At 60.2% G+C, this 18,016-nt stretch carries 18 protein-coding genes; 7 read left to right on the forward strand and 11 right to left on the reverse strand.

Going from position 1 to position 18,016, the window contains the following annotated elements; translation table 11 throughout:
- Window positions 1–49 precede the first annotated feature (49 nt).
- The 4 genes from EJ576_RS00095 to EJ576_RS00110 are packed head-to-tail and all read left to right on the forward strand — an operon-like array spanning window position 50 to window position 3,546.
- Complete coding sequence (locus EJ576_RS00095) at window positions 50–1,198, forward strand: ABC transporter permease (protein ID WP_028618664.1); 1,149 nt, start codon at window positions 50–52, stop codon at window positions 1,196–1,198.
- On the forward strand, window positions 1,195–1,998 hold the full coding sequence (locus EJ576_RS00100) for an ABC transporter ATP-binding protein (RefSeq protein WP_028618663.1): 804 nt from the start codon (window positions 1,195–1,197) through the stop codon (window positions 1,996–1,998). Before EJ576_RS00095 ends, EJ576_RS00100 begins: the two co-directional genes overlap by 4 nt.
- 1 nt (window position 1,999) lies before the next feature.
- A complete protein-coding gene (locus tag EJ576_RS00105; protein ID WP_123478344.1) occupies window positions 2,000–2,938 on the forward strand; it encodes an MlaD family protein in 939 nt (312 codons plus the stop codon).
- On the forward strand, window positions 2,935–3,546 hold the full coding sequence (locus EJ576_RS00110; protein WP_122730121.1) for an ABC-type transport auxiliary lipoprotein family protein: 612 nt from the start codon (window positions 2,935–2,937) through the stop codon (window positions 3,544–3,546). The genes EJ576_RS00105 and EJ576_RS00110 overlap by 4 nt, the downstream gene beginning before the upstream one ends.
- Before the next feature lie 103 nt (window positions 3,547–3,649).
- On the opposite strand, the gene EJ576_RS00115 is transcribed toward EJ576_RS00110, so the two are convergent.
- The 5 genes from EJ576_RS00115 to EJ576_RS00135 form a co-directional block, all read right to left on the reverse strand.
- A complete protein-coding gene (locus EJ576_RS00115) occupies window positions 3,650–4,879 on the reverse strand; it encodes a nucleoside recognition domain-containing protein (RefSeq protein ID WP_016978801.1) in 1,230 nt (409 codons plus the stop codon).
- Between the two features lie 98 nt (window positions 4,880–4,977).
- The gene (gltP, locus tag EJ576_RS00120; RefSeq protein WP_028618660.1) at window positions 4,978–6,309 is read right to left on the reverse strand and encodes a glutamate/aspartate:proton symporter GltP; all 1,332 of its coding nucleotides are present in this window, start codon (window positions 6,307–6,309) and stop codon (window positions 4,978–4,980) included.
- Between the two features lie 722 nt (window positions 6,310–7,031).
- A complete protein-coding gene (locus EJ576_RS00125) occupies window positions 7,032–7,499 on the reverse strand; it encodes an inhibitor of vertebrate lysozyme family protein (protein ID WP_123478348.1) in 468 nt (155 codons plus the stop codon).
- Between the two features lie 2 nt (window positions 7,500–7,501).
- Window positions 7,502–7,666 carry a DUF1328 domain-containing protein gene (locus EJ576_RS00130; RefSeq protein ID WP_003170804.1) on the reverse strand — a complete coding sequence of 55 codons (165 nt, stop codon included), beginning with the start codon at window positions 7,664–7,666 and terminating at the stop codon, window positions 7,502–7,504.
- Window positions 7,667–7,743: 77 nt separating this feature from the next.
- Window positions 7,744–8,028 carry a hypothetical protein gene (locus EJ576_RS00135; protein WP_028618658.1) on the reverse strand — a complete coding sequence of 95 codons (285 nt, stop codon included), beginning with the start codon at window positions 8,026–8,028 and terminating at the stop codon, window positions 7,744–7,746.
- Between the two features lie 378 nt (window positions 8,029–8,406).
- Here EJ576_RS00135 and algB point away from each other — a divergent pair, with 378 nt between their 5' ends.
- Window positions 8,407–9,753 carry a sigma-54-dependent response regulator transcription factor AlgB gene (gene algB, locus EJ576_RS00140; protein WP_122730118.1) on the forward strand — a complete coding sequence of 449 codons (1,347 nt, stop codon included), beginning with the start codon at window positions 8,407–8,409 and terminating at the stop codon, window positions 9,751–9,753.
- 10 nt (window positions 9,754–9,763) lie between these two features.
- On the forward strand, window positions 9,764–11,551 hold the full coding sequence (locus EJ576_RS00145; protein ID WP_122730116.1) for a KinB sensor domain-containing domain: 1,788 nt from the start codon (window positions 9,764–9,766) through the stop codon (window positions 11,549–11,551).
- Here the strand turns inward: EJ576_RS00145 and EJ576_RS00150 are convergent.
- From EJ576_RS00150 to EJ576_RS00175, 6 genes are all read right to left on the reverse strand, one after another.
- Window positions 11,548–12,324 carry an N-acetylmuramoyl-L-alanine amidase gene (locus EJ576_RS00150; protein WP_028618655.1) on the reverse strand — a complete coding sequence of 259 codons (777 nt, stop codon included), beginning with the start codon at window positions 12,322–12,324 and terminating at the stop codon, window positions 11,548–11,550. The two genes, EJ576_RS00145 and EJ576_RS00150, sit on opposite strands and share 4 nt — an antisense overlap.
- A gap of 88 nt (window positions 12,325–12,412) precedes the next feature.
- Window positions 12,413–14,461 (reverse strand): GGDEF domain-containing protein, encoded by a 2,049-nt coding sequence (locus EJ576_RS00155; protein ID WP_126569380.1) that lies wholly within the window; start codon window positions 14,459–14,461, stop codon window positions 12,413–12,415.
- The gene (locus EJ576_RS00160; RefSeq protein WP_016978793.1) at window positions 14,458–15,336 is read right to left on the reverse strand and encodes an endonuclease/exonuclease/phosphatase family protein; all 879 of its coding nucleotides are present in this window, start codon (window positions 15,334–15,336) and stop codon (window positions 14,458–14,460) included. Before EJ576_RS00160 ends, EJ576_RS00155 begins: the two co-directional genes overlap by 4 nt.
- 10 nt (window positions 15,337–15,346) lie before the next feature.
- The gene (gene dsbA, locus EJ576_RS00165; RefSeq protein ID WP_122730112.1) at window positions 15,347–15,982 is read right to left on the reverse strand and encodes a thiol:disulfide interchange protein DsbA; all 636 of its coding nucleotides are present in this window, start codon (window positions 15,980–15,982) and stop codon (window positions 15,347–15,349) included.
- Window positions 15,983–16,152: 170 nt separating this feature from the next.
- Entirely contained in the window at window positions 16,153–16,764 is a 612-nt protein-coding gene (locus EJ576_RS00170) for a cytochrome c (RefSeq protein ID WP_126569381.1), read from the reverse strand.
- 34 nt (window positions 16,765–16,798) lie between these two features.
- Window positions 16,799–17,020 (reverse strand): cytochrome c5 family protein, encoded by a 222-nt coding sequence (locus tag EJ576_RS00175; RefSeq protein ID WP_126569382.1) that lies wholly within the window; start codon window positions 17,018–17,020, stop codon window positions 16,799–16,801.
- Between the two features lie 192 nt (window positions 17,021–17,212).
- Between EJ576_RS00175 and yihA the strand changes: the two genes are divergently transcribed.
- The gene (yihA, locus tag EJ576_RS00180) at window positions 17,213–17,854 is read left to right on the forward strand and encodes a ribosome biogenesis GTP-binding protein YihA/YsxC (RefSeq protein WP_028618652.1); all 642 of its coding nucleotides are present in this window, start codon (window positions 17,213–17,215) and stop codon (window positions 17,852–17,854) included.
- The last annotated feature ends 162 nt before the right edge of the window (window positions 17,855–18,016 follow it).

The following is an 18,016-nucleotide window of genomic DNA, read 5'->3' on the forward strand; positions in this document are numbered from 1 at the left end:
TTCGTGCTATTACGTAGGAATTGTGGATAGCCAAACAAGCTCGGAGCTTATGACCCCCCCTACGACGGCCGGTGCAGCCCACCTCGATACGTCCACCACCCCGCCACAGCTGAGGATTACGGGGGACTGGACGCTTGCCCACTATGCCAACCTGAAGAAGCTGTCGGACAAGCTCGACGGCCAATACGACGCCGGCGCACGCATCGACCTCAACGGCCTCGGCGCCCTGGATACTGCCGGCGCGTCGTTGCTGGTGGAGTTGCTGGGGCCAAGCCGCATCGAGCAATCCGCCGAACAGACCGACTGCAGCCTGTCTGCCGCCGACCGCGCCCTGCTCAAGACCGTCTACCGCTCCCTGAATGACTTTTGCGTGCCGGACAAAGCACCGGAAGAAGCCGCTGGCATTCAGGTGCTAGCGCGCATTGGCCGGGCGGTGGACACCGTCTGGCAGGACAGCAAGAAACTGCTGGGTTTTATCGGCCTGATTCTCGAAACCTTCGCCCGTGGCATTTTCCGTCCCAAGCGCTGGCGCATCACGCCCATGGTCGCGCATCTGGAGCAGGTCGGCCTCGACGCCGCGCCCATCGTGGCCCTGCTGACCTTTTTGGTGGGTGCCGTGGTGGCATTCCTCGGCGCCACCGTGCTCAAGAGTTTTGGCGCGACTATTTTTACCGTCGACCTGGTGGCGTTCTCCTTCCTGCGGGAATTCGGCGTGTTGCTGACGGCGATCCTGATCGCCGGTCGCACCGCCAGTGCCTTTACCGCCCAGATCGGCTCGATGAAGGCCAACGAAGAAATCGACGCAATCCGCACCCTGGGCCTGGACCCGATGGAGTTGCTGGTGCTGCCTCGCGTACTGGCGCTGCTGGTGGCATTGCCGATGCTGACCTTCCTAGCGATGCTCTCGGGGATTGTCGGCGGCGGCGTGGTCTGCGCGGTGGCCCTGGATATTTCGCCGGCAATGTTCCTGTCGCTGCTTCAATCGGACATTGGCGTCCAGCACTTCCTGGTGGGCATGGTGAAAGCGCCGGTTTTTGCGTTCCTGATCGCCGCCATTGGCTGCTTGGAGGGCTTCAAGGTCAGCGGCAGTGCCGAGTCGGTCGGCGCCCACACCACCTCCAGCGTGGTGCAATCGATCTTTGTGGTGATCGTGCTGGATGCGGTCGCCGCGCTGTTCTTCATGGAGATGGGCTGGTGAGTCGTCTACACCGAGCGCCCGCCGAGGCGGTGATTGAAGTGCGCGGCCTATGCAATCGCTTTGGCAGCCAGAGCGTGCACGAGAACCTCGACCTGGATTTGTACAAAGGCGAGATCCTCGCGGTGGTCGGTGGCTCCGGCAGCGGCAAGTCGGTGCTGCTGCGCAGTATCGTCGGCCTGCGTCGACCCAGCGAAGGCGAAGTGCGGGTGTTCGGCAAGAACCTGCCGAGCCTGCCGGAACATGAGCGTTCCCTGGTGGAACGGCGCTTTGGCGTGCTGTTCCAGAAGGGCGCGCTGTTTTCTTCGCTGACCGTGACCGAAAACGTCGCGCTGCCGTTGATCGAACATGCCGGCCTCAGCCGCCGCGACGCCGAGCACTTGGCCGCGGTGAAACTCGCCCTGGCCGGGTTGCCATTGTCGGCGGCCGACAAGTACCCGGCGTCACTGTCCGGCGGCATGATCAAACGCGCCGCCCTGGCCCGTGCGTTGGCCCTGGACCCGGACATCCTGTTCCTCGACGAACCCACCGCCGGCCTCGACCCGATCGGCGCGGCGCAATTCGACCAACTGATCCTGACCCTGCGCGATGCGCTGGGCCTGAGTGTGTTCCTGGTCACCCACGACCTGGACACGCTGTACACCATCACCGACCGTGTGGCGGTGCTGGCGCAGAAGAAAGTGCTGGTGGCCGATGCCATCGATGTTGTCTCGGAAACGGACGACGCATGGATCCACGAATATTTCCACGGCCCCCGTGGCCGCGCGGCATTGGATGCCGCTCAATCGCTTAACGAGGTATGACATGGAAACCCGAGCCCATCATGTGATGATCGGTCTGTTCAGCGTGATCGTGGTGGTCGGCGCGATGCTGTTCGGCCTGTGGCTGGCCAAGTCCAGCGTCGACAGCGCCTTCCAGGACTACGAAGTGATCTTCAACGAGGCCGTCAGTGGCCTGTCCCAGGGCAGTTCGGTGCAGTACAGCGGGATCAAGGTGGGCGATGTCATCAGCCTGAGCCTGGACCCCAAGGATCCGCGCCGCGTCCTGGCACGTATCCGCCTGGCCGGGCAGACGCCGGTCAAGGAAGACACCCAGGCGAAGCTGGCCCTGACCGGCATCACGGGTACCTCGATCATCCAGCTCAGTGGCGGCACCCCGCAGAGTCCCGAACTCAAGGGCAAGGACGGTAACCTGCCACAGATCATCGCCTCACCATCGCCCATCGCGCGACTGCTGAACAATAGCAACGACCTGATGACCAGCATCAACCTGCTGCTGCACAACGCCAACCACATGTTCTCCCGCGAGAACGTCGAGCGCCTGAGCAACACCCTGGACAACCTGCAACAAACCACCGGCGCCATCGCCGACCAGCGCGGCGATATCAAGGTGGTGATGCAGCAACTGATGCAGGTGAGCAAACAGGCGAGCGCTGCCCTGGAGCAGACCACTGTGCTGATGCGCAACGCCAACGGCTTGCTCAACGAACAAGGCAAGCAGGCCTTCGGCAGTGCCGAACAGGCCATGAAATCCCTTGAACAAAGCACCGCGACCATCAACACCTTGCTGACAGACAACAAGGACTCGGTGAACAGCGGCATGCAAGGCCTCAACGAACTGGCGCCGGCCGTGCGCGAACTGCGCGAAACCCTCGGTTCGCTACGCGCCATCTCCCGCCGCCTGGAAGCCAACCCCAGCGGTTACCTGCTGGGCAGCGACAAGAACAAGGAGTTCACGCCATGAAGCGTGCTTACCAAATGATCGCCCCTGTGGCCTTGGCGCTGGTGAGCGCGTGCTCGATCCTGCCCAAGGCCGACCCTTCGGATGTGTATCGCCTGGCCGCGACACAGGCTGCCAGCCAGGCCACGCCGGTCAGTTGGTCGCTGCGCGTGAACAAGCCGCAGACCAGCGAATTTCTCGACAGTCCGCGCATTGCCGTGGTGCCCAATGGCGACCTGATCAGCAGTTATGCCAACTCGCGCTGGAGCGACCCGTCGCCGGTGCTGCTGCGCAACCGCTTCATGGACGGCTTCCAGCGCGATGGCCGGGTGACGCTGCTGAGCACCGACGACACCAACCTGCAGTCCGACTATGAGCTGGGCGGGCAATTGCAGGCATTCCAGAGTGAATACCACGGCAGTGCGGTGGAGGTGGTGATTCGCCTGGATGCGCGGTTGGTGCGCGGCAGTGACCAGCGAATTGTTGCCAGCCGACGGTTTGAGGTGCGGCAGCCGGTGAGCGACACCAAGGTGCCAGCGGTGGTGGCCGGGTTTGGGCAGGCGGGGGATCAGTTGAATAAGCAGGTGGTGGATTGGGTGGTTGCGCAGGGCAATAGTGCACCGAAACGCTGAGGGCCTCTTCGCGGGCAAGCCCGCTCCCACATTTGACCGTGTTCATCCTGACGAAACGCGGTCGAATGTGGGAGCGGGCTTGCTCGCGAAAGCGGTATAAGCCTCAGCCAAAGAACCAGTAGCACACCGCAATAGCCGCCACGACACCGGCCAACTCCGCCAGCAACGCACACCCCACCGCATGTCTGGCCCGTTGAATTCCCACCGATCCAAAGTACACCGCCAACACATAGAAGGTGGTCTCAGTACTGCCCTGAATCGTCGCCGCGACCAGCGCCGGGAAGCTGTCCACACCTTGAGTCTGCATGGTCTCGATCAACATCGCCCGCGCAGCGCTGCCGGAAAACGGCTTGACCATCGCAGTCGGCAAGGCATCGACAAAGCGTGTGTCCATACCGGTCCAGGCGACCACATGGCGAATGCCTTCCAGGCCGAAATCCAGGGCGCCCGAAGCGCGCAACACACCCACGGCACACAGCATCGCCACCAGGTACGGCAGCAGGTTCTTGGCCACGTCGAAGCCTTCTTTTGCGCCTTCGACAAATGCCTCGTAGACCTTGACCTTGCGCAACGCGCCGATCACCAGAAACAGCATGATCAACCCGAACAGCGTGAGGTTGCCGAGGATCGACGACAAGCCAGCCAGCGCCGTCGCGGAAAGGGTCGCCAGCAATGCCATGAAGCCGCCCAACACCAGTGCACCCGGAATCAGATAGGCCAGCACCACCGGGTCCCACAGCCGCAGGCGCTGCATGATCGCCACCGAGAGCAGGCCGACCAGGGTTGAGGCGCTGGTCGCCAGCAGGATCGGCAGAAACACCAGCGTCGGGTCCGCCGCGCCTTGCTGGGCGCGGTACATGAAGATGGTCACCGGCAGTAGCGTCAGCGACGACGCGTTGAGCACCAGGAACAGGATCTGCGCATTACTCGCGGTGTTGGGGATGGGGTTGAGTTCCTGCAGCGCCTTCATCGCTTTCAAACCGATAGGCGTCGCCGCGTTATCCAGGCCCAAGCCGTTGGCGGCGAAGTTGAGGGTGATCAAACCGATCGCGGGGTGGCCGGCAGGCACTTCCGGCATCAGGCGGCGAAACAGCGGGCCAAGGGCCTTGGCCAACCAATCGACGATTCCGGCCTTCTCGGCGATGCGCAAGAAACCCAGCCACAGGGTCAGGGTGCCGAACAGCAGCACCATTACTTCCACCGACAGTTTGGCCATGGCGAAAATGCTTTCGACCATTGCCGCGAAAATTCCGGCGTTACCGCCGACCAGCCATTGCGCCAGTGCCGACACCATTGCCACGACAAAGAAGCCAAGCCACAGGCCATTGAGCATCAGTTGAATCCCCCAAAGAATGGAGCGAATGATAGCGGGGCTGGCAGAAACGACAAACCCCGGAATTATCCGGGGTTTGTCTTAGAGCTGTAGTGCTATCAGCTGCGGGTCGCTTGGGCGGCCGGCGCGGCTTCCTTGCTGCGCCAGTGCGGCAGCGAGTTCCAGTAGCGCTCGCCCTTGGCGTCGTCGTACATGCCTTCCCAACGGGAGATGACCAATACGGCCAGGGCGTTGCCGATCACGTTCAAGGCGGTACGCGCCATGTCCATGATGCGGTCGACACCGGCGATGAACGCCAGGCCTTCCAGCGGAATGCCCACGCTGCCCAGGGTCGCCAGCAGCACCACGAAGGACACGCCCGGCACACCAGCGATGCCTTTGGAGGTGACCATCAGGGTTAGGACCAGCATCAACTGCTGGCCAACCGACAGGTCGATGCCATACAGCTGGGCAATAAAGATTGCCGCGATGCTCTGGTAGAGGGTCGAACCGTCGAGGTTAAACGAGTAACCGGTCGGCACCACGAAGCTGCAGATGGCTTTCGGCGCGCCGTAGGCTTCCATCTTCTCGATCACGCGCGGCAGCACGGTTTCGGAACTGGCGGTGGAGTAGGCCAGGACCAGCTCATCCTTGAAGATACGGATCAGCTTGAGGATCGAGAAACCAAACAGGCGAGCGATCAGACCCAGTACTGCAAAGGCAAAGAACAGGATGGCGACGTAAACCAGGATCACCAGCTTGGCCAGCGGCAGCAAGGAGGCGAAGCCGAAGTTGGCGACGGTCACGGCGATCAGTGCGAATACGCCGATCGGGGCGTACTTCATGATCATGTGGGTGACTTTGAACATGCTCTCGGACACGCCCTGGAACATGGTCACCAGTGGCTCGCGCAGCTCAGGCTTGAGGCTCGACAAGCCCAGGCCGAACAGCACCGAGAAGAAGATGATCGGCAGCATTTCGCCACGGGCAACAGCGGCGAAGATGTTCGACGGGATCAGGTTGAGGATGGTCTCGATGAACGCATGCTCATGCTGCACTTCGGCGGCGGTGGCGGTGTACTTGGAGATGTCGACGGTACCCAGGGTACTCATGTCGATGCCGGCGCCTGGGTGGAACAGGTTGGCCAGCAGCAGGCCGACCACGATGGCGATAGTGGTGACGATTTCGAAGTAAAGGATGGTTTTGACGCCGATACGCCCGAGCTTCTTCGCGTCACCGACACCGGCAATGCCGACGATCAGCGAGGAGATCACAATCGGGATCACGATCATCTTGATCAGGCGGATAAAGATATCGCCCGCTGGCTGCAACACATTGCTGATCCACCAGGCCTTTTCAGCACTGAAATGGTTGAGCACTGCACCGATTGCGATCCCCAGCACCAAACCGATGAGGATCTGCCAGGCGAGGCTTAGCTTTGCCTTCTTCATGTCATTACCCTTACTTCAAGTGAACTTAAGGCAAATGCGCCAGCTGCAACGCTCGAGAGCGAAAAAGTGTGTGCATCTGCCTCCATGGAAGGTCACCGCAGCATGGCCGAAATGGCTTACTGGCAGGCGAAAAAAGGCGCAACTATTCCCATGCAAGGGAGCGACGTCTAATGCCGTAAACGCCTACCCTATGCCGAATCGGCATGGCTTTTTTTCATAATAACTGTCCGAACGGTCAGTTCAAATGTGACATTTTGTCCGACATACATGCCGTGAACCGGCCAAACCCGGCTCGCTCAGAGAATTAGGACGTCTTTCAAGCGCTGGCAGAAATGCTTGGGAATTCCGTTGTTTAGTGTCGGAAATGTCCTATGGGCACCATCAAATTTTATCGATAGATGGTCGACCGGACATACCAAGAAATGGTTCTGAACAAGCAGAAGGGAAATATTCGACTAAGGAGGGCATAACAAAAGAGAAATAAGCCCGCCGCAAGTTCAGCAAGCCGTGAGCTTGTGAACCTGCGTCGCAGCTTTTCGCCTGACCCGGCCCTTGCGCAGGCACTCCCTGTGCCCGTAGGTCACGCCGATCCCGATTGATCAGAGCAACCCGACCCCTTGGTCATGCATCACCCTTGGCGAGCGATGCAAACAGAAAGAAGCGAGGGGCTTCTTCCTATGGACGCAGGCTTCGCAGACGACAGACGCGTCATCAGGCGGAACCTAATACCAATTCGGATCTTTCTTCAGCTGCTCCATGAGCAACTTCTGCATGCCTTCATCCGGCTTACCGATAAAACGGTAATCGGCATGCCGCGTCGGGGATTTGTCCGCCGGAAGACCGGCCGGGACTTCCACCAACATGGCGTAGGCATCTTCCTTGTCGAGGCTGAAGGCAACGATCAGGCGTTTGTTCAGGCACGTGTCAGCGGTTTCGCATAGCGGCCCGACCAAATACTTGTCGCCATCTTCTTCCACGGCATTCATTTGTTCGGCCGTACCGGACAGGTTCATCACCCATTCCGGCAGACGTTCTTCTTTCTTCACCACGCCTTGCCAGGTTTCGCGGTATTGCGGGTCCGCACTGAGCAATTCGTTGGCCCGGGATTGGCCGTCATTGGCGGCCATCGCCAAGCCGCTGCCGCCCAGGAGCAGGGCGGCAGCAAGAGCTTTAAGGGACAAAGTCGTCATGTTCAGCCTCGGCCGCGACGACCAAAGAAGAAGGAAGCGATGAACATCACCAGGAAGACCACAAACAGAATTTTTGCGATACCCGTGGCGGTGCCCGCGATACCACCGAAGCCCAGGACTGCAGCCACAATGGCGATGATCAGAAATGTGATTGCCCAACTCAACATGGTGATTCTCCTTACGCTTTTATAGGGGTAACAGCGGTAGTGCCGTGCAGCCGCTCAATACAAGCGGCTGTTGGTGCCTAGAACACCCAACGCTCCTGGGATGGCAGTTCACTCAGGGCAGACTCCTGGTCAACCATCCGCAATTGCGGGGCTGTTGCATCGGCAGCAACACTGCCAACGGAACGGAAATGGGTTTGGGTCATGGCCGGACGTTCAAACTGGGGGATCTGCTGCTGACTCTGCTGCCAATGTTGCAACTGTTGGCCGCCAATCAGCGTGACCATCAGGGCCAGGCTGGCAAACAGGCCTTGTTGCAAGCGCAGTGGCGATACACGCAATTGGCTGAGGCTTTGGCGAGTCATGCTGCTGTTCTCCCGCATTTTGATTATTCGTTGGGAGAGGTATTGCAGAGTGCATGCCAGCTTTTTTACAAAATAAAACTCAATAAAATCAATGAGTTGAATATTGACGATTGGGTTGCCCCCCAGCATCCTGCACGATGCCCCTCTGAGGGCCGTGCGAAATGCACGATGGCCAGCGGTCGGATCAATGGATAGAAAACGGAATGAGTGTTGCCCAAGTGGCAAGACGGCATGAAAACGCCATCAGCCGGGGCTTTGTAGGCAACGGTGCAGATAGCTGCGCGACGCTGCCTTTTATCGATCAGAATAAACCATGCAACTTGCCCGATTATTCCGGGACTAAACACCATCATTCATAGTTTAAGGAGCGCGGGACAGATGGAATCAGCCAAGGAACTTCAAGGCCGCATTCTTTTAGTGGATGACGAATCCGCGATCCTCCGCACCTTCCGTTATTGCCTGGAAGATGAAGGCTACACCGTAGCCACCGCGAACAGCGCCGCTCAGGCCGATGCCTTGATGCAGCGCCAGGTGTTCGACTTATGCTTCCTCGACCTGCGCCTGGGCGAGGACAATGGCCTGGATGTACTGGCCCAGATGCGTATCCAAGCGCCGTGGATGCGTGTTGTGATTGTGACCGCCCACTCTGCAGTCGATACCGCCGTTGATGCGATCCAGGCCGGCGCTGCCGATTACCTGGTCAAGCCTTGCAGCCCTGATCAACTGCGCCTCGCCACCGCCAAGCAGTTGGAAGTACGCCAACTCTCCGCACGCCTCGAAGCCCTTGAAGGCGAAGTGCGCCAGCCCAAAGACGGCCTCGATTCCCACAGCCCTGCAATGATGGTGGTACTGGAAACCGCGCGCCAGGTGGCCGGCACCGATGCCAATATTCTGATCCTGGGCGAATCCGGTACCGGTAAAGGCGAACTCGCCCGCGCCATCCACGGCTGGAGCAAGCGCTCGAAAAAATCCTGCGTCACCATCAACTGCCCGTCGCTGACCGCAGAACTGATGGAAAGCGAGTTGTTTGGTCATAGCCGCGGTGCGTTTACCGGCGCCAGCGAAAGTACCTTGGGCCGCGTTAACCAAGCGGACGGCGGAACGCTGTTTCTCGATGAGATCGGCGACTTTCCCCTCACATTGCAACCCAAGTTGCTGCGCTTTATTCAGGATAAGGAATACGAGCGCGTGGGCGATCCGGTCACTCGCCGTGCCGACGTGCGTATTCTGGCAGCCACCAACCTGAATCTGGAAGACATGGTCCGCGACGGCCGCTTCCGCGAAGACTTGCTGTACCGCCTCAATGTCATCACCTTGCACTTGCCGCCGCTGCGCGAGCGCAGTGAGGACATCCTGACCCTGGCCGATCGCTTCCTGGCGCGCTTCGTCAAGGAATACGCCCGACCGGCGCGTGGCTTCAGCGATGAAGCGCGCGAAGCACTGCTCAACTACCGCTGGCCCGGCAATATCCGTGAACTGCGCAACGTGGTGGAGCGCGCCAGTATTATCTGCCCGCAAGATAAGGTGGAAATCACCCATCTGGGCATGGCCGAACAACCTGGTAACAACGCCCCACGCATCGGCGCGGCACTCAGCCTGGATCAGTTGGAAAAAGCTCATATCGGCGCCGTGCTCGCCACCAGCGACACACTGGACCAGGCCGCCCGCACCTTGGGCATCGACGCGTCGACCCTGTACCGCAAACGCAAACAGTACAACCTGTGAGCTGCACCTTATGAAGTTAGCGATGAAGCTGCGTACTCGGTTGTTCCTGAGTATCTCAGCGTTGATCACCGTCGCCCTGCTGGGCTTGATCCTGGGCCTGGTCAGCGTCATGCAAATGGCCAAGACCCAGGAATCCCTGATTCGCAGCAACTTCATCACACTGGACTTGGGGCTGAAGCTGCGCCAGAGCTTGGGCGATCAACTGATCATGATGCTGGAGGAACGCCCCGACCCTGAGGCACTGCAAGCCTCCAAGCAACGCTACTTCGACCTGCTGGACCAGGGCATCGCCCATGAGCAGCGCGACGATCGCGGGACTGGGTTCAGTGAGGCCCGAGGCCAGTATCAGGATCTGCTGGACGCCTTTGACGAATCCCAGCAACCGACGCCTCCTCCAGGCTCCAAGGAAAAGCTCACCGAAACCTTCAATACGTTGCGCAACGGCCTGATCAACGAACACAAGCAGGCGTTGGAGAACATCAGCAACAGCGAGCACAAATCACGTGAGCGCGCGTTGCTGATCGCCGGCTTGCTGGGCTTGGTGGGGCTTGCAGTGCTGATCATCGGGTTTGTGACCGCCCATGGCATTGCCCGGCGCTTCGGCGGGCCGATCGAAGCTCTGGCCAAAGCCGCCGACAAGATCGGCCAGGGCGATTTCGAGGTCACGCTGCCGATCTCGTCCGCAGCAGAAATGAACCAGCTGACACGCCGCTTCGGCATCATGGCCGAAGCGTTGCGCCAGCATCAGGCAACCAATGTCGATGAGTTGCTGGCCGGCCAACAACGTCTGCAAGCTGTACTCGACAGCATCGACGATGGCCTGCTGATGATTGACCGCCAAGGCCGTCTGGAACACCTCAACCCCGTGGCCCAGCGTCAATTGGGCTGGGACGAGGAACGCCTCGGTCAAGGTCTTGGCGAAGCACTGGCACGCCCCGAGCTGGATGAGCAACTGCAACTGGTACTGCGCGGTGGTAACCTGGAGCGGGCGCCGGACGATTTGGAAGTGGAAGTGGAAGGCGAACTGCGCCTGCTGACGTACAGCCTGACCCCGGTGAGCCATACCCAGGGGCATATCCTCGGCGCAGTGATGGTGCTGCACGACGTCACCGAACAACGCGCCTTCGAACGGGTACGCAGCGAGTTCGTATTACGCGCCTCCCATGAACTACGTACGCCGGTGACCGGCATGCACATGGCATTCGGGCTGTTTCGCGAGCGTGCGAAGTTCCCGGCCGAGTCCCGTGAAGCGGACTTGCTGGATACGGTCAATGAAGAAATGCAGCGACTGATGCAGTTGATCAATGACCTGCTGAATTTCTCGCGCTACCAGAACGGTCTGCAGAAGCTAACGCTGGGGCCGTGCGATGTGACTGACCTGCTGGAGCACGCCCGTGCACGCTTCGTAGAGCCGGCCAATGCTCAGAACATCGAATTGCTGGTAGAAGCTCAATCCGATTTGCCTCGGTTGTATGCAGACCAGGCACAGCTTGAGCGGGTGTTGGACAACCTGCTGGGCAACGCCCTGCGCCACACGGCGGCGGGTGGGCAGATTCGCCTGCAGGCGCGCCGTCATGGTGAGCGAGTGATTGTCAGCGTCGAGGACAACGGCGAAGGCATCGCTTACGGGCAGCAGGGACGGATCTTCGAACCCTTTGTCCAGGTGGGCCGCAAGAAAGGCGGCGCCGGCCTGGGCCTGGCGCTTTGCAAGGAAATCGTGCAACTGCACGGCGGCCGCATGGGCGTGTATTCGCGGCCGGGGCAGGGCACTCAGTTTTATATGGCGTTGCCGCTTTAAGTTCGATTCAACGCGCGCAGGATTGCGGCACTCTCCGCATCCGGTGTGCCGTCAAACAGCGACGGCCGGAAATGCATCTGGAACGCCGCAATGACATGGCGCGTGGCGACATCCAGCTCCCCGGTCTGAGGCGTCTGGTAACCCAGACGGGCCAATTCTTCCTGGAACCAGGTAATGCTCGGTAGCTCCGCCGCGTATTGCATCTGGAACCGCGCAACAGCCTGGGCATTCGGCCACACGCCCAACCCTTCATCGGCCAGGCGTTTCCAAGGGAACAATGGGCCCGGGTCCAGCTTGCGCAACGGTGCGATGTCACTGTGGCCAATGATGTTCTTGGGGTCGATGCCGTTGCGCTTGCTGATGTCCTTGAGCAACACCACCAGGGATTTAACCTGCGCTTCGGAGTACGGGTACCACAAGCGACCGGTCGGGGTGTCCTTGTAGCCAGGGTTCACGATCTCGATGCCGATGGAGCTGGAGTTGAGCCAGGTGCGGCCCATCCATTCGCTTTCGCCGGCATGCCAGGCGCGCTGGCTTTCATCCACCAGCTTGTAGATGGTGCCGGAGGCGTCGTCGCCGATCAGGTAATGACTGCTGACCTGGCCGTGGGTAAGCAATGCCAGGGAGCGTTCAAGGTTCGTGGAGGTGTAGTGGACAATCACGAACTGCACGCGGTTGTCGTGGTTCACCGAAGGATGGCTGGTGTCCAGGCGCGGGCCGCTGGCGCAACCTGCGAGCAGAAGAAATACAAAGGCGAAGTACAAGGATTTCATGGCGGAAGACATTACACGGAAGACGATAATGCAACAGTGTAACGTACCCTTTGTGACCCAACCGTCAAATTACAAAATGGAACATCTTTTATGCGGCCTGCACCTGGTTCCTTCCCGCCGCCTTGGCCCGGTACAGCGCCTCATCGGCACGTTTGAGCGCCAGGTCACTGCGCTCTCCCGGCTGAAACTGCGCCACCCCCATTGAAACGGTGATGGTCACCGGTTCGCCCTTGAAGTGAAACGGGCACGCTTCAATCGCTGCGCGCAACACTTCGCCCGCCGCCAGCGCATCCGACAGAGAAGAGTTTGGCATCAGCAACACAAACTCTTCCCCGCCAAAACGCGCGATAAAGTCGCTCGGACGCAGGCGCTTGCGCAGCACGTTGGCGATGATCTTCAGTACCTTATCGCCGGCCAAATGGCCGTAACCATCGTTGATGCGCTTGAAATGATCCAGGTCCAGCATCGCCAGCGACAGGTGGTTGCCACGCTGGTGCCAGGTGTTGACCTCCTGATCCAGGCGCTCGCTCCAGGCCGCGCGGTTGGGCAGCCCGGTGAGCGGATCGATCAGGGCCTTCTGGCGCTGCACCTCCAGGTGCTCGCGGTAGCCCTGGGCTTCCTGCTCCATATTGGCAACACGCTCGGCCAAGCCTTTGAGACGCGCTGCCGTTTCCTGCTCGCGCTGGTCACGCTGCTGCTGATGCTCGTCCATTGTGCCCAGTAGGCCTTCAAGGTGGCTTTCCAGCACGTGCTTGAGGCTGTCCAGGTCGGCAGCTTCCTGCACGCTGCTTTGCAGGCCGTCGACCTGTTCGCGGATCTGCGTGTCCAGCTCGCGGGCGGCAGAACGGCTATCGGCGTGTCCGTCGCTGGCGACCTGCAAGTGCCCCTGGAAGGCTTCCAGCCGCTCGTTGAGCTGCTTGAGATATGCCTCGAACTCATGCTGACCACTGTCGGTGATCGCCAGCATCAATACGGCAAGGTCGTCGAGGATCGGCAGCAGTTCGTACCAGTTCAGACCGTGGGCAAGGCGCTCACGCATGGCTTCGGCCTGGGGTCGGTGGCGCTCGGGCAGCGAGAGTTCCTCCAGGAGGCCGAGCAGGGTGTCCTCGATGTGCTTGGCCACGGAGCTGTAGGACGGTTCCGGCGAGTCGGGCAAGGCATAGGCGCCATCCGCTTGCAGCTCGTCGGGATCTGGCTCTTCGACCTCCAGCACCGGAGGCAGCGACAGACTACCGATGACGGTCTCATCCGGCGCTTCGACCTGAACCTCAGGCGTTTCGATGAAGGCGGCGAGCGCGCTTTCCGGCGCAGGCTCTTCGACTTGAGGCTCGGGCTCGACCCGCGCTACTGGCGTTTCAATGGGTGCGGCTTGAGGCGGGGCCTCGTAGACGAAGGTTTCGCTGGAGGGCTCGGCCAGCTTGGCGGGCGCTACGGGCTCACTGACAGGGGCAAGCGTTTCTTGACGCTGCGGCGCAAAGGCGCGCAACGCTTGCGTCAGTTCCTCGGATTGCTCGGGCGGCTGTGGCTCGGCATCCGCAGGCTTGGCTAACGCAGGCTGCGGGGCCAGGCGGGGCGTCGGTTCATTTTCCACCGCCTCGTTCACGACTTCTTTGGAGCCAAACAAGCGCTGCAAAAGCCCGGGCCCCGGACGCGGGGTTTCGCCGTCCGGCTCCAGGTTGTTCAACGCCTGGCCTTGCAGGCCACTCAATTCGCTGAGCAGCAAGGGAATCTCGCGCGCCTGGCTGACTCGGCCGTCTAGCTGCTTGGCGAACGTCTTCAGCGGACGGGCCACTTCACGCGGTAGCGGCAGCTTTTGCAGTTGCGTGACCAGGGACGTCAGCGCCGTGCTGATCTGGTCCACCCGGGTTTCACGGCGCTGTTCCGAATCCAGCACGGCCTTTTCCAGGCGCGGCAGCAAGGCGGCAAGGGCGGCGTCCATATCATCGGTGCGGACAACGTCGCGCATTTCCTTCATGCATTGATCGACCGCGCGGTCGGTGCCCTCAGCGGCCAGGGTGCTGCGCACCAGCCCACGGCGCAGCAGGTCGAGGCGGGCCGCCCAGCGACGTTCGAGCTTTTCTTGTTGCTCGATGCTTTTAAGGTATTTTTCTTTCCAGCGCTGGGCGTCGTCGCTCATGCAAGGGGTCCGCGAGGGCCGGAACTCAACGCGGGCAACGCATCAGCCGTGAGCGAACCCGGCAGACGAATCTCTACCGCGACCGGCAGGTGATCGGAGATGGGCTGCGCCAGCACCTGCACACTTTCAAGTGTGAGGGTAGGACTGAGCAGGATATGGTCAAGACAGCGTTGCGGGCGCCAGCTAGGGAAAGTGGCTTCGGCTTGTGGCGCCAGTAGCCCGAGGTCGCGCAACGGAGAATTCTGCAACAGGTCACTGGCGTGGGTGTTCATGTCCCCCATCAGCACCTGATGTTTGTAATTGCCGATCAGCTCTCGGATGTAGGCCAGTTGCATGGTGCGGGTGCGGGCACCCAGCGCCAGGTGCATCATCACCACCACCAAGGCTTCCGGGCCTTCGCCAAACCGTACGAGGATCGCGCCCCGGCCCTTGGGGCCTGGCAGCGGGTGGTCTTCGATAGCGGAGGGTTTCAAGCGGCTGAGCACGCCATTGCTGTGCTGCGCCAGGCGCCCGAGGTTGCGATTGAGTTGCTGATACCAGTAGGGGAAGGCACCGAGTTGGGCCAGGTGTTCGACCTGGTTGATGTAACCGGAGCGCATGCTGCCGCCGTCGGCTTCCTGCAGGGCAACCAGGTCGAAGTCGCTCAACAGGTTGCCGATCTTCTGCAGGTTGCCAGCTCGACCGTTGTGGGGCAGCAAATGCTGCCAGCCACGGGTGAGATAATGCCGGTACTTCTCGGTACTGATACCCACCTGGATATTGAAGCTCAGCAGACGCAGGCGGCTGTCTGCCGGCAGGCCTGTGGATTCCAGGTGATGTTCGTTGACCTGCGGGTCATGCAGGCCAACCACACGTTCGGTACCCCAGCGACGCATGACAGGCCCCTTACTTGGCTGCGCGCTCTTTGGCGATCAGCTGGTCGGCAACATTGAGGGTCTGCTCAGGACCACCGGAGGTGCCCAGGTCGAAACGGTATTTGCCGTTGACGATCATGGTCGGAACGCCTTGCACGCCGTACTTCTGCGCCAGCTCTTTGGCCTGTTTGATCTGGCCCTTGATGGCGAAGGAGTTGAAGGTGGCCAGGAACTTGTCCTTGTCGACACCTTGGGTGGCCACGAAGTCAGCCATTTCGTCTGGCTTGGTCAGGCGCTTGCCCTGTTTCTGGATCGCATCGAATACTGCGTTGTGGACCTTGTGCTCCACACCCATGGCTTCCAGGGTCAGGAACAGCTGGCCGTGGGCATCCCATGGGCCGCCGAACATGGCGGGGATGCGTCTGAAGTTGACGTCCTTGGGCAGTTTCTCAACCCATGGGTTGATGGTCGGCTCAAAGGCGTAGCAATGCGGGCAGCCGTACCAGAACAGCTCCACTACTTCGATCTTGCCGGGCTCCGAAACCGGAACAGGGTTGGTCAATTCGACGTAGGTTTTACCGGCTTCAAGCGGCACGTCGGCAGCTTGTGCGGTCATGCCGAAGAGGCTGGCAGTGACGAGAGCGGCGCTGAGGATCAGATTACGCATGCTTTACTCCTGGACAAATAAAGTCGCCTCACGCGACCTTTGTTGTGACAGGTCTACGCGGGCATGAGTTCGTTAGTGTAACGGTAGCGGCCACAAAAAAGGGCAGCCTAAGCCACCCTTTTTATGCTTGCATCGATGGATTAATCGAGCGTTAACGTTGTGTGTGCACCTCAGTGCAGGCCCTGGATGTAGCTGGAGACCGCCGCGATGTCTTCATCACTCAGCTTGCGAGCAATGGTGCGCATGATTGCCGCGTCGCCATCGTTGGCACGCCCGGCCTCTTCCTTGCGGAAATCGGTCAACTGCTTGGCGATATAGGTGGCGTGCTGGCCGCTCAGGTGCGGGAAGCCGGCGGCGGCGATGCCCGCGCCATTGGGCGAGTGGCAACCGGTGCAGGCGGGCAGGCCTTTTTCCAGGTCACCGCCACGGAACAGTTTCTCGCCACGGGCGACCAGTTTCGGATCAGCAGCTCCCACGCTGCCCTTCTGGCTGGCAAAATACGCCGCGATGTCTGCCAGGTCCTGATCGCTGAGGTTGGTCAACAAGCCGGTCATTTCCAGGACCGTGCGCTTGCCGGACTTGATATCCTGCATCTGCTTGCTCAGGTAACGTTCGCCCTGGCCGGCCAGTTTGGGGAAGTTCGGCGCCGGGCTGTTACCATCCGGTCCATGGCAAGCACCACATACGGCGGCTTTCGCCTGGCCCGCTGTAGCGTCGCCTGCAGCATGGGCAGCACCGGTGATGCCCAAGGTCAACAGCAGACTCACGATCAGTTTGTTCATCAGCTAATCCAACTACGGCTAAGGGGTTTAAGAGTTATCTACCGGGTTTACTCACCATCAATTGAATGACGGCCTGGTAATCCTCAGTACTGCAGTCCATGCACAAACCACGCGGCGGCATTGCCTTGAAACCCTGGGTCACGTGCTGCACCAGCGTGTCCACGCACACTCGGTTGTACACCGCTTCCGGATCCTGTGTAGCCTGAGCGCCGTAAAGCGGGGCCAGGACACCGATAGCGAGCAACCACTTGGTCATACGTCGACCATTTCAGGGTTTGAGAGCGTTTTGCGTTCTAATGCGCAATAAAGGTCTATCGCTCCCGTGAACTTCATCCTTCGCTGGGACAAAGCACACACAAAATCTGCGGCATTATATACTGGCGCTACTGAAACGGAAACGACACCGCTTGCCGCACCCTTTTTCGGCACCGCCCACATCGGAAATCTCATGCAACTCAAGAATCCCATCCTCGGTCTGTGCCAACAGTCCACGTTCATGCTCAGCGCCGCCAAAGTTGACCAATGCCCCGATGACGAAGGCTTTGAAGTCGCCTTTGCCGGCCGTTCCAACGCTGGCAAGTCCAGCGCGCTGAACACCCTGACCCACGCCAGCCTGGCACGCACCTCGAAAACCCCGGGCCGCACGCAACTCCTCAATTTCTTCAAGCTAGACGATGATCGGCGTCTGGTCGACCTGCCGGGCTACGGATATGCAAAAGTACCTATCCCGTTGAAGCTGCACTGGCAGCGTCACCTGGAGGCTTACCTGGGTGGCCGCGAGAGTTTGAAGGGTTTGATTCTGATGATGGACATCCGCCATCCGATGACCGACTTCGACCTGTTGATGCTCGACTGGGCCGTCGCCAGCGGCATGCCGATGCACATCCTGCTGACCAAGGCCGACAAGCTGACCTACGGCGCAGCCAAGAACACCCTGCTCAAAGTGCAGTCCGACATCCGTAAAGGTTGGGGTGATGCGATCACTATCCAGCTGTTCTCGGCGCCCAAACGCATGGGCCTGGAAGAGGCTTACACGGTGCTGGCAGGCTGGATGGAATTGGCAGACAAGGGCGCGGAACTGGCCGAATAACTTTTCTGCAGGCAAAAAAAACCCCGGACTTCTTATGGGGAGGGGAAGTTCGGGGTTCAAGTTCCGGACCGCTAGGGCGGGGTCCAGATATCTGCCAACACTTAACACAACATAGGAGCATTGAAGGGCTTCACCACCCATTCAGTAACTCTGAGTAGCAGT

The organism is Pseudomonas sp. C 49-2, from assembly GCF_003970195.1.
Lineage (GTDB): Bacteria > Pseudomonadota > Gammaproteobacteria > Pseudomonadales > Pseudomonadaceae > Aquipseudomonas > Aquipseudomonas canadensis.

Excerpts from the sequence above, each read along its gene's own strand:
- EJ576_RS00150 (WP_028618655.1), bottom strand. The coding sequence starts at position 12,324 with ATGAAATCCTTGTACTTCGCCTTTGTATTTCTTCTGCTCGCAGGTTGC.
- EJ576_RS00095 (WP_028618664.1), top strand. The coding sequence starts at position 50 with ATGACCCCCCCTACGACGGCCGGTGCAGCCCACCTCGATACGTCCACC.
- EJ576_RS00135 (WP_028618658.1), bottom strand. The coding sequence starts at position 8,028 with ATGACTCGCCAAAGCCTCAGCCAATTGCGTGTATCGCCACTGCGCTTG.
- EJ576_RS00105 (WP_123478344.1), top strand. The coding sequence starts at position 2,000 with ATGGAAACCCGAGCCCATCATGTGATGATCGGTCTGTTCAGCGTGATC.
- gltP (WP_028618660.1), bottom strand. The coding sequence starts at position 6,309 with ATGAAGAAGGCAAAGCTAAGCCTCGCCTGGCAGATCCTCATCGGTTTG.
- EJ576_RS00170 (WP_126569381.1), bottom strand. The coding sequence starts at position 16,764 with ATGAACAAACTGATCGTGAGTCTGCTGTTGACCTTGGGCATCACCGGT.
- EJ576_RS00115 (WP_016978801.1), bottom strand. The coding sequence starts at position 4,879 with ATGCTCAATGGCCTGTGGCTTGGCTTCTTTGTCGTGGCAATGGTGTCG.
- algB (WP_122730118.1), top strand. The coding sequence starts at position 8,407 with ATGGAATCAGCCAAGGAACTTCAAGGCCGCATTCTTTTAGTGGATGAC.
- yihA (WP_028618652.1), top strand. The coding sequence starts at position 17,213 with ATGCAACTCAAGAATCCCATCCTCGGTCTGTGCCAACAGTCCACGTTC.
- EJ576_RS00175 (WP_126569382.1), bottom strand. The coding sequence starts at position 17,020 with ATGACCAAGTGGTTGCTCGCTATCGGTGTCCTGGCCCCGCTTTACGGC.
- EJ576_RS00155 (WP_126569380.1), bottom strand. The coding sequence starts at position 14,461 with ATGAGCGACGACGCCCAGCGCTGGAAAGAAAAATACCTTAAAAGCATC.
- EJ576_RS00160 (WP_016978793.1), bottom strand. The coding sequence starts at position 15,336 with ATGCGTCGCTGGGGTACCGAACGTGTGGTTGGCCTGCATGACCCGCAG.
- EJ576_RS00145 (WP_122730116.1), top strand. The coding sequence starts at position 9,764 with ATGAAGTTAGCGATGAAGCTGCGTACTCGGTTGTTCCTGAGTATCTCA.
- EJ576_RS00125 (WP_123478348.1), bottom strand. The coding sequence starts at position 7,499 with ATGACGACTTTGTCCCTTAAAGCTCTTGCTGCCGCCCTGCTCCTGGGC.
- dsbA (WP_122730112.1), bottom strand. The coding sequence starts at position 15,982 with ATGCGTAATCTGATCCTCAGCGCCGCTCTCGTCACTGCCAGCCTCTTC.
- EJ576_RS00130 (WP_003170804.1), bottom strand. The coding sequence starts at position 7,666 with ATGTTGAGTTGGGCAATCACATTTCTGATCATCGCCATTGTGGCTGCA.
- EJ576_RS00110 (WP_122730121.1), top strand. The coding sequence starts at position 2,935 with ATGAAGCGTGCTTACCAAATGATCGCCCCTGTGGCCTTGGCGCTGGTG.